The organism is Aeromonas sp. EERV15 (assembly GCF_900079845.1).
In the GTDB taxonomy this organism is placed as follows: Bacteria; Pseudomonadota; Gammaproteobacteria; order Enterobacterales; family Aeromonadaceae; genus Aeromonas; species Aeromonas sobria.
This window is the reverse complement of sequence record NZ_FKKY02000024.1, coordinates 1-26,662: the sequence shown is the minus strand read 5'-3', so window position 1 is coordinate 26,662 and position 26,662 is coordinate 1. Positions and strand designations below refer to the sequence as shown.

Annotated in this window: 22 protein-coding genes, 1 tRNA gene, 2 rRNA genes and 1 riboswitch; of the genes, 4 read left to right on the top strand and 21 right to left on the bottom strand. The window is 58.8% G+C overall.

Translation table 11 applies throughout. The annotated features are described in order from the left end of the window. Window positions 1-91: 91 nt before the first annotated feature. The 4 genes from ubiD to trxA all read right to left on the bottom strand — a co-directional run bounded on the left by ubiD (window position 92) and on the right by trxA (window position 4,503). Entirely contained in the window at window positions 92-1,561 is a 1,470-nt protein-coding gene (ubiD, locus tag BN4575_RS18310) for a 4-hydroxy-3-polyprenylbenzoate decarboxylase (protein WP_068979265.1), read from the bottom strand. A gap of 33 nt (window positions 1,562-1,594) precedes the next feature. Continuing rightward, entirely contained in the window at window positions 1,595-2,593 is a 999-nt protein-coding gene (locus BN4575_RS18305) for a hypothetical protein (RefSeq protein WP_068979264.1), read from the bottom strand. A gap of 108 nt (window positions 2,594-2,701) precedes the next feature. Continuing rightward, a complete protein-coding gene (gene rho / locus BN4575_RS18300) occupies window positions 2,702-3,967 on the bottom strand; it encodes a transcription termination factor Rho (RefSeq protein WP_042021112.1) in 1,266 nt (421 codons plus the stop codon). 209 nt (window positions 3,968-4,176) lie between these two features. Next, window positions 4,177-4,503, bottom strand: a complete 327-nt coding sequence (trxA, locus tag BN4575_RS18295) for a thioredoxin TrxA (RefSeq protein ID WP_005339416.1) — start codon at window positions 4,501-4,503, stop codon at window positions 4,177-4,179. A gap of 113 nt (window positions 4,504-4,616) precedes the next feature. Here trxA and rhlB point away from each other — a divergent pair, with 113 nt between their 5' ends. From rhlB to BN4575_RS18280, 3 genes are read left to right on the top strand one after another with little or no spacing between them, the layout of a single operon-like run. Next, entirely contained in the window at window positions 4,617-5,909 is a 1,293-nt protein-coding gene (gene rhlB, locus BN4575_RS18290) for an ATP-dependent RNA helicase RhlB (protein WP_042021114.1), read from the top strand. Window positions 5,910-5,922: 13 nt separating this feature from the next. Next, window positions 5,923-7,413, top strand: coding sequence for a guanosine-5'-triphosphate,3'-diphosphate diphosphatase (gene gppA, locus BN4575_RS18285; protein ID WP_068979263.1), 1,491 nt, complete (start codon window positions 5,923-5,925; stop codon window positions 7,411-7,413). 30 nt (window positions 7,414-7,443) lie between these two features. Next, on the top strand, window positions 7,444-7,698 hold the full coding sequence (locus BN4575_RS18280) for a Rho-binding antiterminator (protein ID WP_068979262.1): 255 nt from the start codon (window positions 7,444-7,446) through the stop codon (window positions 7,696-7,698). Between the two features lie 67 nt (window positions 7,699-7,765). On the opposite strand, the gene BN4575_RS18275 is transcribed toward BN4575_RS18280, so the two are convergent. The 3 genes from BN4575_RS18275 to prlC form a co-directional block, all read right to left on the bottom strand. After that, window positions 7,766-8,518 carry a class I SAM-dependent methyltransferase gene (locus BN4575_RS18275; protein WP_068979287.1) on the bottom strand — a complete coding sequence of 251 codons (753 nt, stop codon included), beginning with the start codon at window positions 8,516-8,518 and terminating at the stop codon, window positions 7,766-7,768. A 63-nt stretch (window positions 8,519-8,581) separates the two neighbouring features. Beyond that, window positions 8,582-11,131, bottom strand: coding sequence for a putative bifunctional diguanylate cyclase/phosphodiesterase (locus BN4575_RS18270; protein ID WP_068979261.1), 2,550 nt, complete (start codon window positions 11,129-11,131; stop codon window positions 8,582-8,584). Between the two features lie 206 nt (window positions 11,132-11,337). Next, window positions 11,338-13,380, bottom strand: coding sequence for an oligopeptidase A (gene prlC / locus BN4575_RS18265; RefSeq protein ID WP_068979260.1), 2,043 nt, complete (start codon window positions 13,378-13,380; stop codon window positions 11,338-11,340). 460 nt (window positions 13,381-13,840) lie between these two features. Next, window positions 13,841-13,925, top strand: a riboswitch (cyclic di-GMP riboswitch). A gap of 47 nt (window positions 13,926-13,972) precedes the next feature. Between prlC and BN4575_RS22600 the strand changes: the two genes are divergently transcribed. Then, the gene (locus BN4575_RS22600) at window positions 13,973-16,168 is read left to right on the top strand and encodes an immunoglobulin-like domain-containing protein (protein WP_068979259.1); all 2,196 of its coding nucleotides are present in this window, start codon (window positions 13,973-13,975) and stop codon (window positions 16,166-16,168) included. Window positions 16,169-16,327: 159 nt separating this feature from the next. Here the strand turns inward: BN4575_RS22600 and hemB are convergent, their stop codons facing one another. The 14 genes from hemB to BN4575_RS18190 all read right to left on the bottom strand — a co-directional run. Further along, window positions 16,328-17,344, bottom strand: a complete 1,017-nt coding sequence (hemB, locus tag BN4575_RS18255) for a porphobilinogen synthase (RefSeq protein WP_068979258.1) — start codon at window positions 17,342-17,344, stop codon at window positions 16,328-16,330. Between the two features lie 3 nt (window positions 17,345-17,347). Further along, the gene (locus tag BN4575_RS18250) at window positions 17,348-18,133 is read right to left on the bottom strand and encodes a TatD family hydrolase (RefSeq protein WP_068979257.1); all 786 of its coding nucleotides are present in this window, start codon (window positions 18,131-18,133) and stop codon (window positions 17,348-17,350) included. Window positions 18,134-18,321: 188 nt separating this feature from the next. Then, window positions 18,322-19,077, bottom strand: coding sequence for a twin-arginine translocase subunit TatC (tatC, locus tag BN4575_RS18245; RefSeq protein WP_042021128.1), 756 nt, complete (start codon window positions 19,075-19,077; stop codon window positions 18,322-18,324). Next, complete coding sequence (gene tatB, locus BN4575_RS18240) at window positions 19,074-19,538, bottom strand: Sec-independent protein translocase protein TatB (RefSeq protein ID WP_068979256.1); 465 nt, start codon at window positions 19,536-19,538, stop codon at window positions 19,074-19,076. Before tatB ends, tatC begins: the two co-directional genes overlap by 4 nt. A 3-nt stretch (window positions 19,539-19,541) precedes the next feature. Next, entirely contained in the window at window positions 19,542-19,793 is a 252-nt protein-coding gene (gene tatA / locus BN4575_RS18235) for a Sec-independent protein translocase subunit TatA (protein WP_042021132.1), read from the bottom strand. 42 nt (window positions 19,794-19,835) lie between these two features. Then, window positions 19,836-21,476 (bottom strand): ubiquinone biosynthesis regulatory protein kinase UbiB, encoded by a 1,641-nt coding sequence (gene ubiB / locus BN4575_RS18230; protein ID WP_068979255.1) that lies wholly within the window; start codon window positions 21,474-21,476, stop codon window positions 19,836-19,838. Next, window positions 21,476-22,084, bottom strand: a complete 609-nt coding sequence (locus tag BN4575_RS18225; RefSeq protein ID WP_068979286.1) for a ubiquinone biosynthesis accessory factor UbiJ — start codon at window positions 22,082-22,084, stop codon at window positions 21,476-21,478. Before BN4575_RS18225 ends, ubiB begins: the two co-directional genes overlap by 1 nt. A gap of 20 nt (window positions 22,085-22,104) precedes the next feature. Beyond that, window positions 22,105-22,857, bottom strand: a complete 753-nt coding sequence (gene ubiE, locus BN4575_RS18220; protein ID WP_068979254.1) for a bifunctional demethylmenaquinone methyltransferase/2-methoxy-6-polyprenyl-1,4-benzoquinol methylase UbiE — start codon at window positions 22,855-22,857, stop codon at window positions 22,105-22,107. A gap of 65 nt (window positions 22,858-22,922) precedes the next feature. Beyond that, complete coding sequence (gene crcB / locus BN4575_RS18215; RefSeq protein WP_042021137.1) at window positions 22,923-23,300, bottom strand: fluoride efflux transporter CrcB; 378 nt, start codon at window positions 23,298-23,300, stop codon at window positions 22,923-22,925. Between the two features lie 95 nt (window positions 23,301-23,395). Next, a complete protein-coding gene (locus BN4575_RS18210) occupies window positions 23,396-24,661 on the bottom strand; it encodes a cytosine deaminase (protein WP_068979253.1) in 1,266 nt (421 codons plus the stop codon). Continuing rightward, entirely contained in the window at window positions 24,655-25,899 is a 1,245-nt protein-coding gene (gene codB, locus BN4575_RS18205) for a cytosine permease (protein ID WP_068979252.1), read from the bottom strand. The genes BN4575_RS18210 and codB overlap by 7 nt, the downstream gene beginning before the upstream one ends. A gap of 240 nt (window positions 25,900-26,139) precedes the next feature. Then, window positions 26,140-26,215: transfer RNA gene (locus tag BN4575_RS18200), tRNA-Thr, on the bottom strand. Between the two features lie 106 nt (window positions 26,216-26,321). After that, window positions 26,322-26,436 (bottom strand): 5S ribosomal RNA (gene rrf / locus BN4575_RS18195). A gap of 121 nt (window positions 26,437-26,557) precedes the next feature. Next, window positions 26,558-26,662 (bottom strand): 23S ribosomal RNA (locus BN4575_RS18190); the annotation flags it as partial.

Genomic DNA, 26,662 nt, shown 5'->3' with positions numbered 1-26,662 from the left:
AGCAGCCCTGGTCCCGTCAGTCGAGAATACTCAAATCAGTGCGGATCGCATCACTTTTTGCAGCAAACGCCGCAAAGTGGCCATCTTTGGCTCAGCTGAGGATATTTAGCTCATCCCAAATGGTATCGATCTTCTGCTTCACCGCTTCGTCCTGCACTATGGGCTGACCCCACTCACGACTGGTCTCACCCGGCCACTTATTGGTGGCATCCAGCCCCATTTTGGAGCCGAGCCCGGAGACCGGTGAGGCGAAATCCAGGTAGTCGATCGGGGTGTTTTCGATCAGGGTGGTGTCCCGTGCCGGGTCCATTCGGGTGGTGATGGCCCAAATCACATCGTTCCAGTCGCGGGCATTGATGTCGTCATCGCAGACAATCACGAACTTGGTATACATGAACTGGCGCAGGAAGGACCAGACCCCCAGCATGACGCGCTTGGCATGGCCCGGGTAGCGCTTCTTGATGGTCACCACCGCCATCCGGTAGGAGCACCCTTCCGGTGGCAGATAGAAGTCCACAATCTCGGGGAACTGTTTTTGCAGCAGCGGTACGAACACCTCGTTCAGCGCCAGCCCCAGTACTGCGGGCTCATCGGGCGGACGACCGGTGTAGGTACTGTGATAGATGGCATCCCGCCGCTTGGTCATATGGGTAATGGTAAAGACCGGGAACTCATCCACCTCGTTGTAGTAACCGGTATGATCGCCATAAGGCCCTTCCGGCGCCATTTCACCCGGTTCCAGATAGCCTTCCAGCACGATCTCGGCGCTGGCGGGCACCTCCAGATCACAACTTATCGCTTTCACCACTTCGGTACGGCTACCGCGCAGCAGACCGGCAAAGGCATACTCGGAGAGGGTATCCGGCACCGGCGTCACAGCGCCGAGAATGGTCGCCGGATCGGCACCGAGCGCCACCACCACCGGGAATCGCTCGCCCGGATGGGCCTCTTGCCATTCGCGAAAATCGATGGCGCCGCCACGGTGATCGAGCCAACGCATGATCAGCTTGTTCTTGCCGATCTTCTGCTGGCGGTAGATACCGAGGTTCTGTCGCTTCTTGTAGGGGCCACGGGTAATGGTAAGGCCCCAGGTAACCAGCGGCGCCACATCGCCAGGCCAGCAATGCTGGATCGGGATCTGGTCGAGATCGACCGCATCCCCCTCCAGCACCACCTGCTGGCAGGGGGCAGAAGAGAGCCGCTTGGTCGGCATGTTGAGTACCTGCTTGAAGATCGGCAGCTTCTCCATCAGCTCCTTGAGACCACGGGGCGGTTCAGGCTCCTTGAGATAAGAGAGCCAAACCCCGACCTGACGCAGGGCACCCACATTCGGCTGGCCCATGCCCATGGCAACCCGATCCGGGGTACCGAACAGGTTGGTCAGCACCGGCATGGTGTAGCCTTTGGGATTTTCGAACAGCAGAGCCGGGCCACCCGCACGCAGGGTGCGATCGCTGATCTCGGTCATCTCCAGATAGGGGTCTATCTCGCGAGTGATGCGCTTGAGTTGTCCGTTTTGTTCCAGCTGCGCGATGAAATCACGCAAATCCTTGTATTTCATGCAAGTTCCCAACCGGGTTCAGGAGGTTGTGCATTATAACCCTGGCCGCACATCGGTTGTACCCGTATCGGGTAACAGACTCGGGGCGATGGGAGGGGGGTCACGCTGTCCCAGACGCCTGACCAGTGCAGAGAGCAACAGCGGCTCGTCCACTTCCATCAATAAACCCGCCACCAGCGCACCGTATTGGCGGTTGGAGAGTTCCGCCAGCAGATAGCTTTGGGCCTGCTGCGGCAAGGGAGATAGCGCGCTCAACTGGCGCAGGGCGGGCTCTTTCAAATCCGGGTTAAAACTGGCCGCAATCAATAGATCACTGGCCGCCGCACCTTGATGGAAGTGACTGATGGTGGACAGCGCCATCAACGCATCCTGATCCGCCGGCTGGCGCCACAGTCGGGCATAGAGTGCTGGCTCGCCGGTACGTTCCAGCAGATAGCGCAACAACTGGTTGTCGGGCAGATAGATATTCTGACCCGCCAGCTGGCGGGCCTCCCGACCCCAGATCGACGGCGGCACTTGGGCAAGGGCCAGCAACAGGGCTTGCTGCTGCATGGCAAGGTCGGGGTTACGGCTGTAGTAAATGGATTTGAGCGCAAAGCTCCCCTGGGCAAGCTGCTGGTGATAGCTCACCACCAGCCGCTGGAGTTGCCATTGACCAAGCAACTGGCGGGCGCGGGCGGAAAAATCGTAGGCGGGTTGCTGCACCAGAAAACCGTCTACCTGCTGCTCCAGTAGCCACTCGGGGGCCTTGTCGGCCTGAGCCTCGACCCACTGTTGCAACTCGGGGGACGCAGGGGCGGTAAGCGGAATATCCCGCAGCAGCTGCAACAGCAGGAACTCCCGCTGCTCGCGGCTCAAGGTTGCCAGCAGGGTGTCGATGGCAGCAAATTGCCCCTGTTGCAGACGGCTCGCCAGATAGCGCTGGTGCGTTTGCAGAGTCTCAACGGTCGCCGGCAATGAGGGCGATGCCACTTGGGCATGGAGCGGCATTGCGAACAGCAACCCAAGCCAGAACCAAAAAATGGGTTTCATGACGTCTCTATCCTTGTGACATCGGGATTTCATACTACTAGGGCGACCGGAAAACAGATAAACAAAAACCGCGACCAGGGCCGCGGTTTCGTCATTTTGTGACCGGACTTACTTCTGCTGGCGCCGCATGGCGTCAAAGAACTCGTCGTTGGTCTTGGTGCCTGCCAACTTGTCGATCAGGAACTCGATGCTATCGATCTCGCCCATGGGGTGAATGATCTTGCGCAGGATCCACATCTTCTGCAGCTCGTCAGGCGCTGTCAGCAGCTCTTCCTTACGGGTGCCAGAGCGGGTGATGTCGATGGCCGGGTAGATGCGCTTCTCGGCAATCTTGCGCGAGAGGTGCAGTTCCATGTTACCGGTACCCTTGAACTCTTCGTAGATAACCTCGTCCATTTTGGATCCGGTATCCACCAGCGCGGTCGCGATGATGGTCAGGCTACCGCCCTCTTCCACATTACGCGCGGCGCCGAAGAAGCGCTTGGGACGGTGCAGGGCGTTGGCATCCACACCACCGGTCAGTACCTTGCCCGATGACGGGATGACGGTGTTGTAGGCGCGCGCCAGACGGGTGATGGAGTCCAGCAGGATCACCACATCCTTCTTGTGCTCGACCAGACGCTTGGCCTTTTCGATCACCATATCGGCAACCTGAACGTGGCGGGAAGCAGGCTCGTCAAAGGTAGAAGCGATCACTTCACCCTTCACCATGCGCTGCATCTCGGTCACTTCTTCCGGACGCTCGTCGATCAGCAGGACGATCAGTTCACAGTCCGGGTGGTTGTAGGCGATGCTCTGGGCGATGTTCTGCAGCAGCATGGTCTTACCGGCCTTGGGCGGTGCCACGATCAGACCACGCTGGCCTTTACCGATGGGGGATGCCAAATCCAGTACACGGGCAGTGATGTCTTCGGTAGAACCGTTACCCCGTTCCATGCGCAGACGTTCGTTGGCATGCAGCGGCGTCAGGTTTTCAAACAGGATCTTGTTGCGGACGTTTTCCGGACGGTCATAGTTGACCTCGTTGACCTTGAGCAGTGCGAAATAACGTTCGCCCTCTTTCGGTGGTCGGATTTTGCCGGAAACGGTATCGCCAGTACGCAGGTTGAAGCGGCGAATTTGGCTCGGGGAGACGTAAATATCGTCCGGGCCAGCCAGATAGGAGCCATCTGCACTACGCAGGAAGCCAAAACCATCGGTCAGGATTTCCAGCACACCGTCGCCAAAGATATCCTCACCACCCTTGGCGTGCGCCTTGAGGATCGCGAAAATAATATCTTTCTTGTGCGCCCGAGCCAGATTTTCCAACCCCATGGATTCGCCAAGCTTGACCAGCTCGGACACAGGAGTGTTCTTTAATTCAGTCAGATTCATAGTGGTGAAAGTCTGTAAGCAAGGATTGAAATGGGAGGAGACAGTCTGCTGGATTGGTGCTGTTCAGATTTGACTTGCCAGCCGACTTTTGCAAAAGCGGGTCTGACAAAAAGGTTAGCAAACGAGCGATAAATTAGCACTAATCGGGATGAGCGTCTAGGTGATAAAACAGAAGGAGCGCATTATTGCAATGCGCTCCCCTTAGGTTATTACAGGTTGCCGTCCAGAAACTCTTTCAACTGAGTCTTGGACAGTGCACCGACCTTGGTCGCTGCCACTTCGCCATTCTTGAACAGCAAGAGGGTCGGGATACCACGAATGCCGTACTTGGGCGGAGTATCAGAGTTATGGTCGATGTTCAGTTTGGCCACGGTCACGCGACCTTCGTACTCTTGGGCAACTTCTTCCAGGATCGGGGCAATCATCTTGCACGGACCACACCATTCGGCCCAGAAGTCGACCAGGACGGCGCCATCGGCTTTGATTACATCTGCCTCGAAGCTGGCATCGCTCAGCTGAACAATCTTGTCACTCATCTCCAACTCCAGTCAGTAAATAAGGCTTTATTGATACGTCAACAAAGGCAATAGTTGCCCTATTTGAAATGATCCTGTTTATTAATGCAAGCCTAACCTGATAACCTACCGCCATGAGCAAAACACACTTAACGACCGAAAAATTCGCCCAAATGGGCCTCGAACCCGAAGTTCTGGCTGGTCTGGAATCAAAGGGATTTCACTATTGCACCCCCATCCAGGCACTGTCTCTGCCACTGCTGGTAGAAGGCCATGACCTCGCCGGTCAGGCTCAGACAGGAACCGGCAAGACCATCGCCTTCCTGGCCGCCACCTTCAACTATTTGCTGACTCACCCACTGACCACTCCCCGTCTGGTTAATCAACCCAGAGCCATCATCATGGCACCCACCCGGGAACTGGCAGTACAGATTTACAACGATGCCGACAGCATTGCTGCCTCTACCGGCCTGAAACTCGGCCTCGCCTACGGTGGCGAAGGTTACGACAAGCAGCTGGCTGTGCTGGAGCAGGGTGTCGACATCCTGATCGGCACCACTGGTCGCATCATCGACTACTTCAAGTCCAAGGTGATCGATCTGAGCAATATTCAGGTCGTGGTACTGGACGAAGCGGATCGCATGTTCGATCTGGGCTTCATCAAGGACATCCGCTTCCTGTTCCGTCGCATGCCTGCCCCGACCGAGCGTCTGAGCATGCTGTTCTCCGCGACCCTCTCCCTGCGCGTGCAGGAGCTGGCCTACGAGCACATGAACCACCCGGAACATGTGCAGGTAGAGCCGGAGCAAATGACAGGAGTACGCATTCAGGAAGAGCTGTTCTACCCCTCCAATGAAGACAAGATGCTGCTGTTGCTCTCTCTGATGGAAGAGGAGTGGCCAGAAAAAGCCATCGTGTTCGCCAACACCAAGCATATCTGTGAAGACGTGCAGGCGTGGCTGGAGAATGACGGCCACCGCGCAGGTCTGTTGACTGGCGACGTGCCGCAGAAGAAGCGGATGAAGATCCTGGAAGACTTCACCAAAGGGACGCTGGACATCCTGGTCGCTACCGACGTGGCTGCCCGTGGTCTGCACATCCCTGACGTGACCCACGTCTTCAACTATGACCTGCCCGACGACGCCGAAGACTACGTGCACCGTATCGGTCGTACCGGTCGTGCCGGCAAGAGCGGCCACTCCATCAGCCTGGCCTGTGAAGACTATGCCTTCAACCTGCCAGCCATCGAGGAGTACATCCACCACGCTATCCCGGTCAGCAAATATGATCGTGAAGCGCTGCTGGATGATGTGACTGCGCCGAAACGTGTTGTTCGCAACCGCCAGCCGGTCAACCGCAACATGCGTGACCGTCAGGGTGGCAGCAACAACAGCAACAACCGTCGTCGTCCACCGCGCAAGAGCTAAAGGACAGGCCCAGTTGCACAACTCGCCGCTCTATGCCGCCATCGACCTCGGCTCCAACAGCTTTCATATGCTGGTGGTGCGCGAGGTCGCCGGTGCCCTGCGCACCGTCACCAAGGTCAAGCGCAAGGTTCGCCTCGCTGCCGGGCTCGATCCGGAATTTCACCTCAGCCGTGCCGCCATGGAGCGGGGCTGGGACTGTCTGCGGCTGTTCTCCGAGCAGTTGCAGGATATTCCGGCCGACAACATCCGGGTGGTAGGCACCGCAACCCTGCGCCTTGCCACCAACGTCGACGAGTTCCTCAGCGAAGCGGAACGGTTACTCAACCACAACATCGAGATTATCTCGGGTGAGGAAGAGGCCAAAACCATCTACGAAGGGGTCTCCTGGACCTCTGCCGGAGAGGGCAACCGGCTGGTGATCGACATTGGCGGTGCCAGTACCGAACTGGTGATTGGCGAGCACAGCGAAGCGAAACTGCTCAACAGCCTGCACATGGGCTGTGTCACCTGGCTCAACAACCACTTCGGTGATGGCGAGCTGAGTGCCACGCGTTTCGAGCAGGCGATTGCCGCCGCCAAAGCGGTGCTGGAGAAGGTGGCGGAAGATTACCGCACCCTCGGCTGGCGCACCTGCGTCGGCGCCTCTGGCACGGTGCAGGCACTGCAAGAGATCATGCTGGCACAAGGAAAGAGCGAGCGGGTTACCCTGCCGAAATTGCAGGAGCTGATGGGTCAGGCCATCGCCTGTGGCAAGCTGGATCGGTTGCAGCTGGAAGGGCTAGCGGCCGAACGGCTGACTGTGTTTCCCTCCGGCCTCGCCATCCTGATCGCCATCTTTGAAACCCTGAATATTGAGAGCATGACCCTGGCGGGTGGTGCTCTGCGTGAAGGCTTGATCTACGGTCTACTGGGCAACAATCACGACTGTGATGCCCGGGATCGCACCGCCGACAGCCTGATCAGCCGCTATCAGCTGGATAAAGAGCACGCCGAGCGGGTGCGCGATACCGCCGTCGAAGCATTCACCCAGCTGCAACCTGGCTGGCGTCTATCCAAACGTTATGGTCGCCCCATCCTTCGTTATGCCGCTTTGCTACACGAACTGGGCCTCTGTATCGAGTACAAGAAAGCACCGCAACACGCGGCCTACATCATCGACAACATCGATATGCCGGGTTTTACCCCTGCACAAAAGAAGCTGTTGTCGGCCCTGCTGTTCAACCAGCGGGACGAATTCAAGCTGGAAACCCTGGAAAAACAGGGTGCAGTCACCGCTCGTCAGGCGATCCGGCTGGCCCGCATCCTGCGCATATCGCTGATCCTCTGCATGCGCCGCACCCAGGGCACAGTTCCCAGCTTCACCCTGCAGGCCGAAGAAGAGTCACTGACCCTGACCCTGCCCAAGGGCTGGATGGATGAGCACTACCTGCGCGCCAGCGAGCTGCGCCTGGAAGTAGAACGCCAGCAAAAGATGGGCTGGCCAACCCGCCTGCAGGAAGCCTGAACCAGCAACTTGCCTGCTTTGGAGTCGATCATGCCGGATTATCAACCCATCAGCTGCGATCTCTACGACTGGCTCGAAATTGCCGCCAGCTGGCAACTGCCGGTGACCCTCGCCAGTCGCGATGGTCGTCAGCGGGATGACAAGATCCGCACCATAGAGGCCTGTGAAGGGGTCGAATATCTGCTGCTACACAGTGGCGAGCGGCTCAGTCTGGCAGAGCTGGCAACCCTGCGCCTGAACTGGCAAGGGGAAGAGAAGCTAATCCGCTTCACTCCAACCAACTGAATCAATAAAAAAAAGAGGGCCAACCCAAGGTTGGCCCTCTTTTTTCATCCAGCATTCAACGCGACAGTTAACCCGTCGCCAGCGCCGCCATCACATAGACATCGAAGCGGTTACCCTTGGTCTCGATGGCCATGCTGGGTTTATGTTCATTGAGCCAGCCAGCATAGGCTGGGCGCTTTACCACCACCCGCTTGTTCGCCATCTTGAGCGCCGCCGGCAGCAGGGCATCCGCATCGAGATCCGGTCCCACCAGCGACTGGAACACCCGCATCTCTTTTTTCACCAGCGCCGACTTCTGCTTGTGGGGGAACATGGGATCGAGATAGATGACATCAGGCCGCTCGCTCAACGCCAGCAGGTTGTCCACCGCCGGGCCTTGCAGCAGTTGCATCCGCTCGCTGACCCAGGGGCCAATCTCGGGATCCTGCGTCGCCCGCGTCAGCCCGTCCTGCAACAGAGCCGCCACCACAGGGCTACGCTCGATCAGGGTCACCTTGCAGCCGAGGGAGGCGAGCACGAAGGCATCACGCCCCAGTCCCGCAGTGGCATCCACCACGGTCGGAGTGGCTCCGGCCTTGAGCCCCACCGCCTTGGCGATAGACTGGCCACGGCCGCCGCCAAACTTGCGCCTGTGAGCCACCGCCCCTTCCACAAAATCCACATAGACGGCACCCAGCTTGGGTTCATCCAGCTTGCGCAGTTCCAGCCGATCTTCAGTCAGTACCAGTGCAAACGGGGCCACAAACTCCACGTCAGCAAGGCGTAAACGCAGGGCGTCGAGCTCGCCATCACGGGCGGGTACTTCACTGAAAACCTGAATATGGGGCATAGGAGGCAGACTCATGGCACGTACAGAAGCGGCCATGATAACAGAAGCAGTGGATCAGCTCACGACAGTGAGGTTCATCCCCTGACGGTTGAGTGCGAGGTAATCGGTCAGGTCGTCATAGGCCAGCGGGCGGCTGAGCAGGTAGCCCTGAGTGAAGGCACACCCCTTCTGACAGAGGAAGTTGAGCTGCTCACGGGTTTCCACCCCTTCGATCACCACCTCCATGCCGAGGTTGTGCACTATGTTGATGATGCCATCCAGCAGCAGTCGATCCTGCTCGTTGAAGGGGATATGGCGCACGAAAGAGCGGTCGATCTTGACCAGATCCACCGGGAAGGTACGCAAGTAGTTGAGCGCCGAGTAGCCGGTGCCGAAATCATCAATGGCCAGCAGGCATCCCGCAGCACGCAACGCATCGATCCGCACCCTGTGCTGATCGCTACTCTCCATCAGCAAGGATTCGGTAATTTCGATGACGATGTCGGCAGGATCAAGCCCGTAGTGCTCAATCACCTTGAGCCACTCGCTCGCCTCCGGATCTATGGTCTGGAACTCCAGGGTCGAGCGGTTGATCGACATCTGCATCTGTGGGAAACCGGATTGCTGCAAGCGCGCCAAATCCCGGCACGACTGCCACAACACCAGCGCCCCCAGCCCCTGAATCAGACCCGCCTCTTCCGCCAGCGGAATGAACTCGGCGGGGGAGACCTGTCCCCATTGGGGGTGATACCAGCGCACCAGCGCTTCCAGCTTGGCGACCCGTCCACTGCGGTTATCCCAGATGGGCTGGTAAGCCATGGTCAACTGCTCCAGCTTGATCGCTTCGGCCAAATCCTGCTGCATCTGGTGGCGCTGGCGCACCTCTTCCCGCATGGTCGCGCAGTAGGCGCCTAGCAACCGTCCCTGCCGCTTGGCCGCAAACAGCGCCTGCTCGGCGTTGCGTAGCAGCTCGTCGCTCTCGCTGCCATCTACCGGACAAAGGGTCATGCCGATGGTCGCGGTGACATAGAGCTGCTGGTTGGCCAGCATAAAGGGACGCGCAAAGCTGCCGATCACCTGCTTGGCAAACACCTCCGCCTGACGGCGGGTGACGATACCGGGCACCAGAAAGGCGAACTCGTCACCGCCGATACGGGCCACCATATCTTCGGTACGCACCCGACTCACCAGTCGATCCGATACTTCCCGCAACAGGGCATCACCGGCCTGGTGATCCATGCTGTTGTTGACCGCCTTGAAGTTATTGAGATCGAGCACCATCAGGGAAAAGCGTTCGCCCCGCTCGCAAAAACGGGTCAAGCAGCGGCTAAACAACCAGCGGTTGGGCAGGCTGGTGAGAGTGTCATAGTTTGCCTGGGCGGCGATCTTCTGCTCAGCCTGCTTGGTTTGGGAAAGATCGCTGAAAATGGCGATATATTGCTGTATTTTCCCTGCTTCACGCAGGGTACTGATCATCAGCTGCTGGGGATAGAGCTTGCCGTTCTTGCGTTTGTTCCACACCTCACCGCGCCACACCCCCACCCGCTCCAGCGCATGGTACATGTCGGCATAGAAGGTCTGATCGTGTAGCCCGGATTTGAGGATGCTGGGACGCTGGCCACGGGCCTCGTCACCACTGTAACCGGTGATCTGCTCGAATGCCGGGTTGACCGAAATGATGCGGCTATCGGCATCACACACCAGAATGGCCTCGGAGAGGTTGTCATAGACCCGATGCGAAAGTTTAAGCTGTTCAGCATGACGCTTGAGAGGATCGATATTCTCCAGCAGCACCATCAGGTAGTCCGGCTGCTGTTGCTCGTCATTGATGAGGGTAACCGTGACCCGCCCCCACAGGATCTCCCCCCCTTTGCGCAGGTAGCGCTTCTCCAGCGTAAAACGACTGCACTCACCGCGGTGAATTTGCTGGTAGCACTCGAGACTGCGTTGCCAATCCTCGGGGTGATTGATGTCAGAGATGGATCGCTGCAGCAGCTCGTCGAGGGAATAACCCAACATCTTTTCAATGGCCGGATTGGCCCAGAGGATCCGGCCTGTGAGATCGAGCTTGCCGATCCCCACCGGAGCCTCAAAAAGCATGCTCTGCAAAACATGGGGTGCATCAGGCACAGGCTGCGGCAGCTGTCGCTGCAACAGCAACGCCAGCTCGCGACCCGCCAGTGGCCCCAGTAGCCTGAGCAAGCCCATCACCCGGCCCATATCAGTCTGGGGCTGGCGATAGAGCAAACTGCAGATACCTATGGTCTCGCCGTCAGCATTCTTGAGGGCAATCCCGACATACGCCCGGGCTTGCCACTGCCGGGCAAGTGGCATCTCGGGGAAGAGTTGTAGCAGACGATCGCTGAACCAGGCTTCCCCCTCCTGCCAGGTAATGGCATCAGGAGAGTCAGTCAGTGGCAGCGTCAGGATATCGGGGTCAAGGGAGGAGGGATAGGCCGCCTGCACCGTCAAGTAGGTGTCATTGAGCGCCCCGCTGGAGATCAGGACGACATCAGCCATCACAGCAGCGGCGATTTCACTCACAAAAGTATCGAAATATCCCCGCCCACTCGAATGAGCCAGACTGGAGATGATTTGATAGACGGAATCGAGAGCTCGCCTCATGGCAAGTGGCTTTCTCACCTTGACTGATTAGAACACGACTCTACTGAAGAGCCGCAGGCAGTGCAAATATGCAATCAGCAAGATATTAAAAAGCCTTGAAAAAAGGGACCATAAGGTCCCTTTTTGTCGCACCCATCACAAGTTGACCCTGCAAGGTCACAAATATGTACCTGCTTGAAGCTCACCCCGGCGCTGGAGGGAAGATATCACGCAGCGATCCCGCTGTGGCGCAGCAGGGCATCCACCTTGGGCTCGCGGCCACGGAAGGCACGGAACAGCTCCATTGGCTCTTTCGAGCCGCCCTTCTCCAGAATGTGCTTCAGGAAGGATTGGCCGGTGACCGGATTGAAAATCCCCTCCTCCTCGAAGCGGGAGAAGGCGTCAGCAGAGAGCACTTCAGCCCACTTGTAGCTGTAGTAACCCGCCGCATAGCCACCTGCAAAAATGTGGGAGAAGCTGTGCTGGAAGCGGTTGAACTCGGGTGGCGTCATCACGGCCACCTGACTCCGCACTTCGGCCAGCAGGCTCGGGATCTGATCCGGGTTGGCCGGGTCAAATGTCTGATGCAACCGGAAGTCAAACAGAGAAAACTCCAGCTGGCGCAGCATCTGCATCGCAGCCTGGAAGTTGCGGGCGGTCAGCATCTTCTCCAGCAGATCGGCAGGCAGCGGCTCGCCGGTCTCATGATGACCAGAGATAAAGGCCAGTGCCTCGGACTCCCAGCACCAGTTCTCGAGGAACTGGCTCGGCAGCTCCACCGCATCCCAGGCCACGCCATTGATACCGGCGACACCGGCCACGTCGATGCGGGTCAGCATATGATGAATACCGTGACCGAACTCGTGGAACAGGGTGACCACTTCGTTGTGGGTAAACAGCGCCGGCTTGCCATCCACCGGGCCGTTGAAGTTGCAGGTCAGGTAGGCCACCGGCTTTTGCAGCGAGCCATCCTGACGGTAGCGACGACCCAGGCAGACATCCATCCAGGCACCGCCCTGCTTGTGTTCGCGGGCGTAAAGATCGAGATAGAAGCTGCCACGCAGCTCGTCTTCGGCATCGAAGATGTCGTAGAAGCGCACGTCCGGGTGCCAGGTGTCGATACCAAGGCGCTCGCGCACCTTCATGCCAAACACCCGCTTCACCACTTCAAACAACCCCTTCACCACCTTGCTGGCGGGGAAGTAGGGGCGCAATTGCTCGTCGGAGATGGAGAATTTGTGCTGCTTGAGCTTCTCGGCGTAATAAGCGAGATCCCAGGCGGCCAGCTCGCCCTGACCATGTTGCTCGGTGGCGAAGGCGCGGATCTCCTCCAGCTCGGCTTTGCCTTGCGGCAGGGATTTGGCCGCCAGATCGGTGAGGAAGCTCACCACCTGTTCGGTCTTGTCCGCCATCTTGGTCGCCAGCGACAGCTCGGCATAGTTGGCAAAACCGAGCAGCTGGGCCAATTCGCGGCGCAGGGTGAGCAGCTCGCTCATGATGGCGGAGTTATCCCACTTGCCCGCATTGGGGCCCTGATCCGAGGCGCGAGTGGTGAAGGCCTGATACATCTCGGCACGCAGTTCGCGGTTGTCCGAGTACATCATCACCGGCAGATAGGAAGGGATGTCCAGGGTGAACAGCCACCCCTCTTTACCCTTGAGCTCGGCCATCTGGCGGGCAGCGGCCCGCACGCTGTCGGGCAGACCGGCCAGTTCGGCTTCCTCGGTTACCGGTTTGTGCCAGCCTTGGGTGGCATCCAGCACATTGTTGCTGAAGCGGGAGGCCAGCTCGGAGAGGCGGGCCTGAATCTCGCCGTAACGCTGCTGCGCCTCGGCAGGCAGACCGATACCGGAGAGGCGGAAGTCGCGCAGGGTATTGAGGATTTCCTTGCGCTGGGCACCGCTCAGCAGCGGGAAGTCATCGCTTTGGGAGAGGCCAAGATAGGCTTGATAGAGCCCTTCATGCTGGCCGACATAAGTCTGGAACTCAGAGAGCAGCGGCAGGCAGGCATCATGTGCCACTCGTAGCGCTTCGCTGTTAAGGACGGAATTAAGGTGGCTGACCGGTGACCAGATCCGAGCCAGACGGTCATTGACCTCTTCCAGCGGGGCAATCAGGCTATCCCAGGTGTGGGTTTCATTCTGGGCCAGCACATCGCTGATCTTCTGCTTGCAGTCAGCGATCGCCTGTACCACGGCAGGTTGCACCTGCTCTGGCTGGATCTGGCTGAAAGGGGGCAGTGCATCCATTGTCAGCAAAGGGTTATTCATCCCGGTTACCTCTTGTTAGGTCTTGAACAGACCGCTTTATCAGCTCTGTATGGTTTTCTAACATGTGGGCAACCCATGCAATAATCAAGCTGGAATCACACTCCAGCCCCCTTTTTGCCATCCGTCTCACAACCGGAGTGCCGCCAGCCAGCCGGGGGCCACCTCGCGTCAGCTAATGACACAACCCGCAGCCCTTGTTCCCCATCATTCCCGTGCTACTGCTAGGCATGCCACCGGTGGTGAGCCTCAGGGTAAATTCCTCACCAACCCTGTGGCCATCAGGCTTTCCCGCTCTTCGAACATCCTGTTATTTAAACAAAGACCCTCTGGAACACTTTGAATTATTAACTTTTTCCAAAATGTGACATACAGGAGAGCGCGTTGATTAATTTATCTTCCCCCTCCTACCATATGCGGCTAATTTAGGGGGCCACTTGATTGTCTGTACCACACAGAGGTCGGGTGAAAAAGGCAAAGTGGCTCGAAAGGCCACCACGCAAAGCCACCGGTCTAAGGGATTTTCCTATGACAGCGGAGCTGCCCCCGAAGCCCATCCCCTGATGGGCCTCCTTTTGCAACGTACGGAGCAACAATGAACAAGTTCAAACTCTCCCTGCTGGGCTGCCTGATCGGCGCTACCAGCCCCATGCTGCACGCCGCCAGCGCAGGCCAGAACATGGTCAACCCGCAATCTGGCGTGGTGGTCGGCTACTGGCACAACTGGTGCGGCGGCGCTGGCTACAAGGGTGGCGTCGCCCCCTGCGTCAAGCTGGATCAGGTCAACCCGCAATACAACGTGGTCGATGTCTCCTTCATGAAGGTTTATGGCGGCAACCCGATCCCGACCTTCAAGCTGGATACCGGCACCGGTATGAATGAAAGCCAGTTCATCGAACAGATCGCTGAGCTGAACCGTCAGGGCCGCGCCGTGCTGCTGGCACTGGGTGGCGCCGATGCCCACATCGAGCTGCGCACCGGCCAGGAGCAAGCCTTCGCTGACGAGATCATTCGTCTGGTGGAGACCTATGGTTTTGACGGTCTGGACATCGATCTGGAGCAAACCGCAGTCACCGCTGCCAACAACCAGACCGTGATCCCGGCCGCCCTGCGCATCGTCAAAGATCACTATCGTGCCCAGGGGAAAAACTTCCTCATCACCATGGCGCCGGAGTTCCCCTACCTGACCGCCAACGGCCTCTACACCCCCTATCTGCGGGCGCTGGAAGGTTACTATGACTGGATCAACCCCCAGTTCTACAACCAGGGTGGCGACGGTATCTGGATCGACGGCTTCGGCTGGATTGCCCAGAACAACGATGCCCTGAAAGAAGAGTTCATCTACTACATGGCGGACTCGCTGATCAACGGCACCCGTGGCTACTACAAGATCCCCCACGACAAGCTGGTATTCGGCATCCCGACCAACATCGACGCCGCAGCCACCGGCTACGTCACCAATCCGCAAGATCTGTTCGATGCCTTCAACAAGCTGAAGAGCCAGGGCCAGCCCCTGCGCGGCTTGATGACCTGGTCCATCAACTGGGACATGGGTCGTAACGCCGCCGGTCAGGCCTACAACGAATCCTTCATCAAGAGCTACGGCCCCTTCATCCACGAGCAGGAGATCACTCCGCCGATCGACAACGGCAAACCGGTGTTCAGCGGCGTGAGCGATACCCGCATCAAGCAGGGCACCGCCTTTGATCCCATGGCCGGTGTCACCGCCAACGACAAGGAAGATGGCGACCTGACTGGCCAGATCCTGGTGGAAGGCTCGGTAGACAACCAGCGCATCGGTCTCTACCCCCTCACCTACAAGGTGAGCGATCGTGACAACAACGTCACCGAACAGCTGCGTAGCGTCGAAGTCTATAGCATGAAGCCGGTATTCAGCGGCGTCACCGACACCACGCTGGAGCTGGGCACCCCCTTCGATCCGATGACTGGTGTCAGTGCGAATGATGAAGAAGATGGTGACCTGACTGCCCAGATCAAGGTCAGCGGCAGCGTCGACAGCAACAAGGTCGGTCGCTACACCCTCACCTATCAAGTGACCGACAGTGCCGGTCAGCTGGTGACCCAGCAGCGCAACGTGACCGTCAAGGAGCAGGGCGCTATCTGTGAAAACAGCTGGGATGCCAAGAAGGTCTATGTGGGCGGCGACATCGTTAGCCACAACGGCAAGAACTGGCTGGCTGGCTGGTGGACACAAAACGAAGAACCGGGTACCACAGGTGACTGGGGTGTCTGGAAAGCGCAGGGTGACAGCGACTGTGACGGTGGCAACAAGCCGCCGGTAATCGACAGCAGCGACTTCACCGTCGGCGCCATGGCCAGCGAGTACACCATAGTCAACGGTCAGGTCAGCATCCGTTTCAACGTGACCACCGCCAACCCGGTGCAGATCACTGCGACCCTGGAGCAGAACGGCCGTAGCCACGGCACCACCAGCAGCAAGGTGAATGGCACCAGCGCCCTGGTACTGCAAGGCAGCAACGTCACTGACGGTAGCTATGAAGTGGTCATCAGCGGTCTGGCTGACGGCCAGAAGCCGGTAGTACAGCGCTTCCCGGTCACTCTGGCTGAAGAGAGCGACAACGGCGGCAACGATGGCGACTACCCGGCCTATGCCCCCAACACCAGCTATCAGGCCGGTGATCGGGTCAGCAACGCCGGTGGCAACTTCGAGTGCAAACCCTGGCCGTACAGCGGCTGGTGTGGTGGCTCTACCAGCCACTATGCACCAGGTACCGGCTCTGCCTGGAGCGACGCCTGGACCAAGCTGTAATCAGCAGGTCATAACCAAGAGGGAGCCGCTGGCTCCCTCAGCCACATCGCATCAACCGCGACTGGCACCGCCCGGAGTTATGTCCGGGCGACATTCATAACGAAAGAGGGGAGCCATCGGCTCCCCTCTTTTTTATCCATCTTTATCCGTCACGTCTGCTTAACGGGCATCTTCCTTCAGCCACTGCGCCACGCGCTTGGCGAAGTAGGTGAGGATGCCGTCAGCCCCGGCCCGCTTGAAGCAGAGCAGGGACTCCATGATGCACTCCTTCTCTTTCAGCCAGCCGTTCTGGATCGCCGCCATGTGCATGGCGTACTCGCCACTCACCTGATAGGCGAAGGTCGGCACGCCGAACTGATCCTTCACCTGACGGATCACGTCCAGATAGGGCATGCCCGGCTTGACCATCACGCTGTCAGCCCCTTCCTGAATATCCAGCGCCACTTCGTGCAAGGCTTCGTTGCTGTTGGCCGGATCCATCTGGTAGGTGGCCTTGTTGCTCTTGCCGAGGTTGCCGGCAGAGCCGACCGCATCGCGGAACGGACCGTAGTAGCAGGAGGCGTACTTGGCGGAGTAGGCCATGATCTGGGTGTTGATGAAGCCGTTCTCTTCCAGCGCAGCACGGATGGCACCGATGCGGCCATCCATCATGTCGGACGGCGCCACGATATCGACCCCGGCCTCGGCATGGGAGAGCGCCTGCTTGATCAGGATCTCGGTGGTGATGTCGTTCAGCACATAGCCTTCGTCATCTATGATGCCATCCTGACCGTGGGTGGTGAACGGGTCGAGCGCCACGTCGGTAATCACCCCCAGCTCCGGGAAGCGGGCCTTGAGGACACGCACGGTGCGCTGGGCCAGTCCGTTCGGGTTGTAGGCCTCTTCCGCCAGCAGGCTCTTGCTCTCCAGTGGGGTGACCGGGAACAGGGCGATGGCGGGTACGCCCAGCGCTACCAGTTCCGCAGCCTCTTCCAGCAGCAGATCGATGGAGAGACGCTCCACCCCCGGCATGGAGGGAACAGCTTCCCGGCGGTTCTCCCCCTCCAGCACAAATACCGGATAGATGAGATCGTTGACGGTCAGTACGTTCTCGCGCACCAGACGACGGCTGAAATCATGTTTGCGCACTCGGCGCAGGCGGCGGCCCGGAAAGGCGCCCGGAAGAGTTGTAGCCATGAATCACTCCTGGAGAGGAAGTTGGAAGAACGCGGCGGAGGTGGCCCGGGTGTGGGCCAGCAAGGCCTCGGGCGCTTCACCACGACAGGCCGCCACCACTTGGGCGATGTGCGGCAAAAAAGCGGGTTCGTTGCGTTTCGGGCGGGGTTTCAGATCCCGCGGCACCAGATAGGGGGCGTCGGTCTCGATCATCAGCCGACCAGCCGGAATGCGGGCCACCTGCTCACGCAGCAGCTGACCGCGTCGCTCGTCGCAAAGCCAGCCGGTCACCCCGATATGCAGCCCCAGCGCCAGACACTCGTCCAACTCTTCATCGGAGCCGGTGAAGCAGTGCAGCACAGCTCCCGGCAGCCTGGGCAACCAGGGTCTGAGGATCTCGATAAAACGGGCGTGGGCATCGCGACAATGCAGAAACACCGGCATACCTAGCTCGGCCGCCAGCGCCAGCTGGGCGTCGAACACCGCATCCTGCACCGGACGGGGGGAGAAATCGCGGTTGTAGTCGAGGCCACACTCGCCGATGGCCACCACCTGCGGCAGCGCCGCCAGCTCACGCAAGGCGGGCAGGGTCGCCTCATCGACACTCTTGGCATCGTGGGGATGCACCCCGGCGGTGGAGAAGCAGTAGCCCGGCCAGCGGGCGGCCAACTCGGCGCTGTCGCGGCTGCCAGCCAGATCGGTACCGGTGAGGATCAGGGCCTCTACCCCGGCGGCGCGGGCACGGGCCACCAGTTCAGGCTGCTCACCGGTGAACTGGCTGCTGGTCAGATTTAAACCGATATCGATCATGGGATAAGACGTTCCGAACAAAAGGAATACATATCAGGCATTTGAAAACCATCTACTCGATGGGCCAACACCATACGCCTCGAACGGGAGCATGAAAAGAGGAAGGGAGCCTCAGCTCCCCTCGTTCTACTATTCCTGCGGACTTCGTCATCCTCTCGCCGTCCGGCAAACAGGTGACGAACAGAGCCTCAGCTCTCCACATCCGGTTGTTCCTGTTGCTCTTCATCCTCTTTCTTCACATAGAAGCGGGCGAAGAACAGACCGACCTCCCACAGCGCCCACATCGGGATGGCGAGCAGGGTCTGGGAGAAGACATCAGGCGGCGTCAGCAGCATGCCGACCACAAACACCCCGACGATGACGTAGGGACGCTTCTCCTTCAGGTTTTGCGGCGTGGTCACGCCGGTCCAGCACAGCAGTATGGTGGCCACCGGAATTTCGAACGCCACCCCGAACGCAAAGAACAGGGTCAGTACGAAGTCCAGATAGCTGGCGATGTCGGTCGCCACCGTCACCCCGACCGGGGCGGTACTGGTGAAGAAACCGAACACCAGTGGAAACACCACGTAGTAGGCAAACGCCATCCCTGCATAGAACAGCAGGGCTGTCGAGACCACCAACGGCATAATCAAACGCCGCTCATGCTGGTACAGGCCGGGGGCAATAAAGGCCCAGGCTTGATAGAGCAGATAGGGGATCGCCACGAAGAAGGAGACCACCAGAGTCAGCTTGATCGGCGTCAGGAAGGGGGTCGCCACATCCGTCGCGATCATGCTGGTCCCTTCCGGCAGCTGGCTGAGCAGCGGCTGGGCCACGAAGTCGTAGATGTTGTTGGAGAAGTAGATCAGTGCGATAAACACGATCAGGATGGCGGAGATGGATCGCAGCAAGCGGGTTCTCAGCTCAACCAGATGGCTGATCAGGGGTTGTTCGGCCTGACTCATGGCTTCACCTCCCCTTTCACTGCTGACTCGCCGACTGGCACAAGTTCGCTCTCCCGCTGGCTGTTGACCGGCGGCACGTCGCGGCTCAACTGCACCGCAGGCTCCACCGGCGTGTCAGGTTCAACCTGGGCGACCGGCTCGGGGCGTGGCGGACGGATCTCGTTCTCCACCTGATAGGGGCGATTGACCGACTGGGCCGCCGCCTTGAGCTGTTCGATGGACTCCTGCAGCTCGGGACTCAAGTTGCTCATCTGCAGCTGTTCCGCCTTCTTCAGATCGTTGTGCAGCTCTTGCAACTTGAGCTCCTGTTCCAGCTCGGACTTGACCGAATTGGCAGTCGAACGAATGAGGCGGATCCAGTGGGTAGCCGTGCGGATGGCAACTGGCAGCCGCTCGGGCCCCAGTACCACCAACGCCACCACACCGATGACGACCAGCTCCCAAAAACCGATATCAAACATGGCTTAGGCCTGATCTTTGTCTTTCTGCTTGGCAGCATCGCCACTCTGACTAGCCGCTTCGTTCAGCTGTTTCGGGGGAAACTCGGCATCTTTCTGCTCGGCCTTGGCATCGGCCGGATCGTCGGAGAGTGCTTTCTTGAACCCTTTGACCGCGGCCCCCAGATCACCGCCAATCCCGCGCAGTTTCTTGGTACCGAACAGCAGCACCACGATGACTGCGATGATCAACAATTGCCAAATACTGATACCACCCATGACTTTCTCTCCAGAGCAGGCGCCTGATGGCGCGGTTTTTGTTTAATTGGAACGGGTTCGCAACCAGCCAACCAGCCAGCAGAGGGCTGCTCCGGCGAGACTGATTTGTCCCCACTCAATATGTTGTTTTTGGGTCAGCAAGAATACACCCACCAATAGCAGGCTGGCTCCAACCCCTAAGAGGTAGCGGGCCTGCCCTTGCCGACGGCTGTGACGGCGGAACTCGGCAAACATCTGGTCGAAATGACGCTGCTGATGACGGGTCTGGCGCAGGGTCTCGTAGACCAGCTCAGGCAATTCAGGCAGCTTCTCCGCCCAGAATGGCGCCTTCTCCTTGATGGCATTCCACACCGCTTTCGGCCCGACCTGCTCGTGCATCCAGTTTTCCAGATAGGGCTTGGCGGTCTGCCACAAATCGAGCTGCGGGTAGAGCTGACGCCCCAACCCTTCCACATAGAGCAGGGTCTTTTGCAGCAGCACCAGCTGCGGCTGTACCGTCATATGGAAGCGGCGGGCTGTGTTGAACAGGTTGAGCAGCACATGACCAAACGAGATCTCGGAGAGCGGCTTCTCGAAGATGGGCTCCAGCACGGTACGGATGGCGAACTCGAACTCGTCCACCTTGGTGTCTGCCGGTACCCAGCCAGACTCCACATGCAGCTCTGCCACCCGGCGATAGTCGCGGTTGAAGAAAGCGAGGAAGTTCTCTGCCAGATAGCGTTTGTCCTCCCGATTGAGGGTGCCGACGATGCCGCAGTCGATACCAATCCAGAGCGGATTTTCCGGATGTTCGTAGGAGACGAAAATATTGCCCGGGTGCATATCGGCGTGGAAGAAGCTGTCGCGGAACACCTGGGTGAAGAAGACCTCTACCCCGCGCTCGGCCAGCAGCTTCATATTGGTGCCGTTGGCTTCCAGCGCCTCAATATCGGAGACCGGAATGCCATAGATGCGCTCCATCACCAGCACCTGCTCGCGGCAGAGATCGGTGATGATTTCAGGCACATAGAGCGCCTCGGAGCCGGTGAAGTTGCGGCGCAGCTGGATAGCGTTGGCCGCTTCGCGCATCAGGTTGAGCTCGTCGAGGATGGTCTTGCGATACTCCTCTACCACCTCGATGGGACGCAGCCGCGCACTCTGGGGCGCGAAACGGGCCACCAGACGGGCCAGCGCCTGCATCAGCCGCAGGTCGGCTTCGATGACCGGCTCGATGTCGGGGCGGATCACCTTGATGACGATCTCGCGGCCACTCTCCTTCAGGCGAGCGGTGTGCACCTGGGCGATGGAGGCCGACGCCAGTGGCGTCTCGTCGAAGTCGTCAAACAGGGTCTCGATGGGGCAACCCAGGCTCAGCTCGATCTGCTGGCGCGCCGCCTGACCACAGAAGGGGGGCACCCTGTCCTGCAGCAGGGCCAGCTCTTCGGCGATATCCGGCGGCAACAGGTCGCGGCGGGTCGAGAGCATCTGGCCGAACTTGATGAAGATGGGGCCAAGAGCCTCGAAGGCGAGACGGATGCGGGCACCACGGCTGAGTTCCGGTTGCTTGTTCTTGAGCCAGAACAGGGAGCGACGGGCCAGACGACCCGGCCAGGGTTGATAGCGGGCGGGCACCAGTTCGTCGATGCCCTGCTCCAGCAGGATGGTGATGATGCGATAGAGGCGTTTGAACTCCTTCGGGGTCATCAGGTCACCTGCTGTTCGAAGCGGGCCAGCCGCAGTTCAACAGCCTTGAGCTGCTGGGCCAGCACCTCGACGTCATCGTTGAAGCTCGCCACTTCCAGCGGGCCGGGCGCGAGGCGGGCCTCTTCGGTCAGATATTCCGCCAGCTGGCTGCGGGTGCGACACAGCTCACGGCCGACCAGACGGCGCGCCTGACGGGCACCACTGAACAGGGTGTGGGCCAGCACGTCGCCGGTATAGCGCGACAGCTCCTCTTCCCAGTCAATATCCAGCTCGCCCAACAGCACGCTGAATGCCTGTACCAGCTGGGGATCGCCGCTCAGATCCAGCTTCTCCTCGCGGATATAGCGGGTCAGGGCGGACGGATCTTTCAGCAGACCGAGGGCGGTCAGCGACAGACTGAGCACCGCATCGGCCTCCCCTTCATGCAGGGCCAGCACATCCAGCCGACGCTCGGAGAAGACAAACCAGAGCGGCTTGAGTTCACGCAGCTCCAGCTTGAGCACCTTGCCCACCAGTTTGCGCAGCCGCTCCGGGCTCTGTTTGTCCAGCGCCAGCAACTGGTTGAGGCTGGTTTCGATCACCGCGGTGACCATGGCATCCAGTTGTATCGGGATTGGCATAGGCAACCTTAAAACTTGTAACCGCGGTGCAGGGCGACCACACCCTGAGTCAGGTTGTAGAACTCGACCTGCTCGAACCCGACATTTTCCATCATGCCCGCCAGGGTCTGCTGATCCGGGTGCATGCGGATGGACTCTGCCAGATACTTGTAGCTTTCACCGTCGTTCGCGACGATTTCGCCCATTTTCGGCAGCAATTTGAAGGAGTAGAGGTCATAGAGCTTGGCGATCACTTCGCTGACCGGCTTGGAAAATTCCAGCACCAGCAGACGGCCACCCGGCTTGAGCACCCGGAACATGGAGGCGAGCGCCTTGTCCTTGTCGGTGACGTTGCGCAGGCCGAAGCCGATGGTGATGACGTCGAAGTGGTTATCCGGGAAGGGGAGCGCCTCGGCGTTGGCCTGCACGTAGGAGACGTTGTTGGCGACCCCCAGATTGCGCAGCTTGTCGCGGCCCACTTTCAGCATGGAATCGTTGATATCCGCCAGCACCACCTGGCCGGTCTCACCGACGATGCGGGAGAACTTGGCGGTCAAGTCACCGGTGCCACCGGCCAGATCCAGCACCTTCTGGCCCTTGCGCACACCGGAGCAGTCGATGGTGAAGCGCTTCCACAGGCGGTGGATGCCGAACGACATCAGATCGTTCATCAGATCATACTTGGCTGCCACCGAATGGAAGACACCAGCTACCAGAGTTTCCTTCTCGGTCGCGGCCACGGTTGTAAAGCCAAAATGCGTTGTCGTTGCTTGTTCTGACATCCCTTAAACACCCATAGAGCAAAGAATGGCCGCCAGTTTACCAGAGCCAAAGGCGTGCGGACACCTTAAACCCGGCTCGCAACCAACTGCATGCCCAGCACCACCATGGCCAGACAGAGGAAGAGATTGAGCGCAATGTTGAGCAGTGCTTTCAGATAAGCTCCGTGTTGAGCCAGCACTACTGTATCGAGGGCAAAGGAAGAGAAGGTGGTCAAGGCACCGAGGACCCCGACCATCAACAGGGGCTTCATCGGGTGCTCCACGATATGACCGTGGCTGATGAGGGCATAAGCTATCCCCATGATGAAAGAGCCCACCACGTTGACCACCAGAGTCCCGTAAGGGAAGTGGCGGCCCAACAGCAAGGCCATCAATTCGGCAATCCCAAAACGAAGGGAGGCACCAATAGCCCCCCCTGCTGCAACATAGAACCAGGTTTGCATGTTGTCACTCCCTCAGGGTCAGGCCGCCATTATGTCGCAATGGCGGCCCTTGTGCCCAGAGGCGGAACTAATCGTCATCCAGCCTGATTGAAAACTCAGCGCCGGAAATCGATCGGCTCGGGCTGACCCAACATGATTTCGGTCTGGGCCGGACGGGTCTGGGCAATCACCTTGCCATGGCGTATTGAATAGCGCACCGGCACCTGACGACGCACCGCATCGAAGCCGTTGTCGGCGGGCAGGATCAGCAGGTTTGCCGGTTTGCCCACCTCGATGCCATAACGATCCTGCACATTCAGAGTGCGAGCGCTGTGGCTGCTGATCAGCTTCAGACCATCGTTGATCTGCTCGTAACCCATGATCTGGCAGACATGCAGCCCCATGTGCAGCACCTGCAACATGTTGGCGGTGCCCATGGGGTACCAGGGATCGAACACGTCGTCGTGACCGAAGCAGACGTTGATGTTCGCCTCCAGCATCTCCTTCACTCGGGTGATACCGCGGCGCTTGGGATAGGTGTCGAAGCGCCCCTGCAGGTGAATGTTCACCAGCGGATTGGCCACGAAGTTGATGTCTGCCATCTTGAGCAGCCGGAACAGGCGGGAAGCATAAGCGCCATTGTAGGAGTGCATGGCGGTGGTGTGACTGGCCGTCACCCGATGGCCGATACCGCGCTCGTAGGCCAAGGTTGCCAGCGTCTCGATAAAGCGGGACTGCTCATCATCGATCTCGTCACAGTGCACATCGACCAGAACCTGATACTTCTCGGCAAGATCGAAGATGTAGTGCAAACTTTCGACCCCATATTCCCGGGTAAACTCGAAATGGGGGATCGCGCCGATCACATCGGCCCCCAGCTTGAGCGCCTCCTCCAGCAATGCCTTGCCGTTGGGGTAGGAGAGGATTCCCTCCTGCGGGAAGGCAACGATTTGCAGCTCGACCCACTCTTTCATCTCCTCCCGCACTTCCAGCATAGCCTTGAGCGCGACCAGATTGGGATCGGAGACATCAACGTGAGTACGCACAAACTGGATGCCGTTGGCGATCTGCCACTTCAGTGTCTGGATGGCGCGCTGTTTCACATCTTCATGGGTCAGCAGTGCCTTGCGCTCGGCCCAGCGCTCGATCCCCTCGAACAGAGTCCCAGAGAGGTTCCAGCTCGGCTCACCGGCCGTCTGGGTGGTATCGAGGTGAATGTGGGGTTCGATAAAGGGGGCGATCGCCAGCCCCCCCTCCCCGTCCAGCACCCGACCGGCGACGGCATGTTCGTCATGGGGTTCGATGGCGGTGATGACCCCATCCTGACAGCGGATCTGCCACAACCCTTCCCGATCGGCAAAACGAATATGTTGAATCAGCATTTGCTAGCTTCCTGTACCAGAACCGGCCGCTGGGTGAGGCGAACCAAAATGAAATAGGTGAAGGCGGCGCCCAATACCGCGTTGAGTGGCACTATGCCCGGCAGCCACTTGCCGACAGCCACCCCGACTGCCGTAGCAACCAGCGCCTGCCAGCGCACCGTCTCGAACTGCTGATCGGCAAACTGACGGTAACGCTCACGATTGAGCAAGAAATCCATGATGATAATGCCACCGATCGGCGGAATTGCCGTACTCAAAAAGGCCAGCCAGCCGACAAAGTTGTTGTAGAGCCAGAGGGCGCAAGCCGTGCCGACAAGGCCGTTGATCACGCTGAGCGGCTTGCTCTTGAGACCGGTAATGTTGGCAAAACCAAGGCCGGAGGCATATAGAGCGTTGTCGTTGGTGGTCCAGATATTGAGGCCCAGCACCAGAATGGCGGGGATCAGCAGCCCCTGCATCAGCATCACTTCCGAGATATCGGCCTGCCCGGTCACCGCCGCACCGGCTGCGCCGAAGACGAACATCAGAGTGTTGCCCAAAAAAAACGCCACCATGGTAATCATGACGGCGCCCCAGGGTTTGCGACCAAATCGAACAAAGTCGGCGGTCAGGGTTCCTGCACTGATAAAGGAACCGACCACCATGGTCAGCGCCGTGGTGAACTCGATGGGATTGCTTGGTTGCACCTGCTGCAACGCCGCCATGCCACCGGTCGAGGTCACCGCCAGCCAGACCGAGTAACCACCGAGCAGTGCGATAGCCGGTACGGCCACAAAGCTCAGTACCATCAGGGCGGAGATCCCGAAGTAGACGGTCACCGTCATCAGAATGCCCGAAATGGCGATCAGCCAGTTCACATCGATCCCGGTCGCCTTCTGTACCGGCAGAGCAAACATCGCCACGCCAACGCCGAACCAGCCGATCTGAGTACCGCCCAGCAGCAGCGAAGGCAGCCAGGAACCTTTCACCCCAAAGGAGTAACGAGCCAGCAGATGGGTAGAGAGACCTGTCGAGGCACCGATATAACCGAGACAAGCGGTGTAGATCCCCAGCAACAAGTTGCCGATCAGTACCGCCTTGATGAAGTCATCGAACACCAGCCCGGTACCCAGCGCCCCGCCGGTCCACATGCTGGCAGAGAAGAAGGTCAGGCCGAGCATCACCAGCATCAGCGACAGCACACCTTTGCGCCCTTTGGCGGGAACCGCCCCCAAACAGTATTCGTTATCCTGCGCCATGCTCTCTCTCCACGTAATAGGCAAAACGCGCCGGATTTTACATGTAAAACGTTTTACGTCAATCAAACCACGATGAATATCGCGAAATTAATGGGTTTTGTGGTCAAACGAGCCACAAAAATGGGGAGTAATGGAGAAGTATGAAACCCTGCGAAATGGCGATCAGCAGAGGATATGGTGACTTTTTACCGAGAGATAAATGCAAAAAAGCCTCCCTTTTCAGGGAAGCTTTTGCTTTCATGGTGCTGATACCCAGAGTCGAACTGGGGACCTCATCCTTACCAAGGATGCGCTCTACCAACTGAGCCATATCAGCACACTAACCGGTAAAGACCGCACTGTGTGCGCTATCTAAATCTTTTGTCCAATACAACCTGACGTTGTATCGCGACCAACCACATCGCTGCAGTTGCTTAATTGATGCCTGGCAGTGTCCTACTCTCGCATGGCGAATGCCACACTACCATCGGCGCTACCGCGTTTCACTTCTGAGTTCGGCATGGGATCAGGTGGTTCCACGGCGCTATGGCCGCCAGGCAAATTCTTAATCTAGAAAGCTGACGTGAATAACGATGTTGCTCATGGCTTGTCGTTATCACTGAATTAGTTAGTAGTTCATGCACTTGCTACAAGGCCCAGAACACTTCTTGGGTGTTGTATGGTTAAGCCTCACGGGTAATTAGTATGGGTTAGCTCAACACGTCGCCGCGCTTACACACCCCACCTATCAACGTTGTGGTCTCCAACGGCCCTTTAGGACCCT

Excerpts from the sequence above, each read along its gene's own strand:
- ubiD (WP_068979265.1), bottom strand. The coding sequence starts at position 1,561 with ATGAAATACAAGGATTTGCGTGATTTCATCGCGCAGCTGGAACAAAAC.
- tatB (WP_068979256.1), bottom strand. The coding sequence starts at position 19,538 with ATGTTTGATATCGGTTTTTGGGAGCTGGTCGTCATCGGTGTGGTGGCG.
- BN4575_RS22600 (WP_068979259.1), top strand. The coding sequence starts at position 13,973 with ATGAACAAGTTCAAACTCTCCCTGCTGGGCTGCCTGATCGGCGCTACC.
- tatC (WP_042021128.1), bottom strand. The coding sequence starts at position 19,077 with ATGAGTCAGGCCGAACAACCCCTGATCAGCCATCTGGTTGAGCTGAGA.
- ubiE (WP_068979254.1), bottom strand. The coding sequence starts at position 22,857 with ATGTCAGAACAAGCAACGACAACGCATTTTGGCTTTACAACCGTGGCC.
- BN4575_RS18270 (WP_068979261.1), bottom strand. The coding sequence starts at position 11,131 with ATGAGGCGAGCTCTCGATTCCGTCTATCAAATCATCTCCAGTCTGGCT.
- codB (WP_068979252.1), bottom strand. The coding sequence starts at position 25,899 with ATGGCGCAGGATAACGAATACTGTTTGGGGGCGGTTCCCGCCAAAGGG.
- BN4575_RS18305 (WP_068979264.1), bottom strand. The coding sequence starts at position 2,593 with ATGAAACCCATTTTTTGGTTCTGGCTTGGGTTGCTGTTCGCAATGCCG.
- hemB (WP_068979258.1), bottom strand. The coding sequence starts at position 17,344 with ATGGCTACAACTCTTCCGGGCGCCTTTCCGGGCCGCCGCCTGCGCCGA.
- crcB (WP_042021137.1), bottom strand. The coding sequence starts at position 23,300 with ATGCAAACCTGGTTCTATGTTGCAGCAGGGGGGGCTATTGGTGCCTCC.
- trxA (WP_005339416.1), bottom strand. The coding sequence starts at position 4,503 with ATGAGTGACAAGATTGTTCAGCTGAGCGATGCCAGCTTCGAGGCAGAT.
- BN4575_RS18280 (WP_068979262.1), top strand. The coding sequence starts at position 7,444 with ATGCCGGATTATCAACCCATCAGCTGCGATCTCTACGACTGGCTCGAA.
- rho (WP_042021112.1), bottom strand. The coding sequence starts at position 3,967 with ATGAATCTGACTGAATTAAAGAACACTCCTGTGTCCGAGCTGGTCAAG.
- tatA (WP_042021132.1), bottom strand. The coding sequence starts at position 19,793 with ATGGGTGGTATCAGTATTTGGCAATTGTTGATCATCGCAGTCATCGTG.
- rhlB (WP_042021114.1), top strand. The coding sequence starts at position 4,617 with ATGAGCAAAACACACTTAACGACCGAAAAATTCGCCCAAATGGGCCTC.
- ubiB (WP_068979255.1), bottom strand. The coding sequence starts at position 21,476 with ATGACCCCGAAGGAGTTCAAACGCCTCTATCGCATCATCACCATCCTG.
- BN4575_RS18210 (WP_068979253.1), bottom strand. The coding sequence starts at position 24,661 with ATGCTGATTCAACATATTCGTTTTGCCGATCGGGAAGGGTTGTGGCAG.
- BN4575_RS18250 (WP_068979257.1), bottom strand. The coding sequence starts at position 18,133 with ATGATCGATATCGGTTTAAATCTGACCAGCAGCCAGTTCACCGGTGAG.
- prlC (WP_068979260.1), bottom strand. The coding sequence starts at position 13,380 with ATGAATAACCCTTTGCTGACAATGGATGCACTGCCCCCTTTCAGCCAG.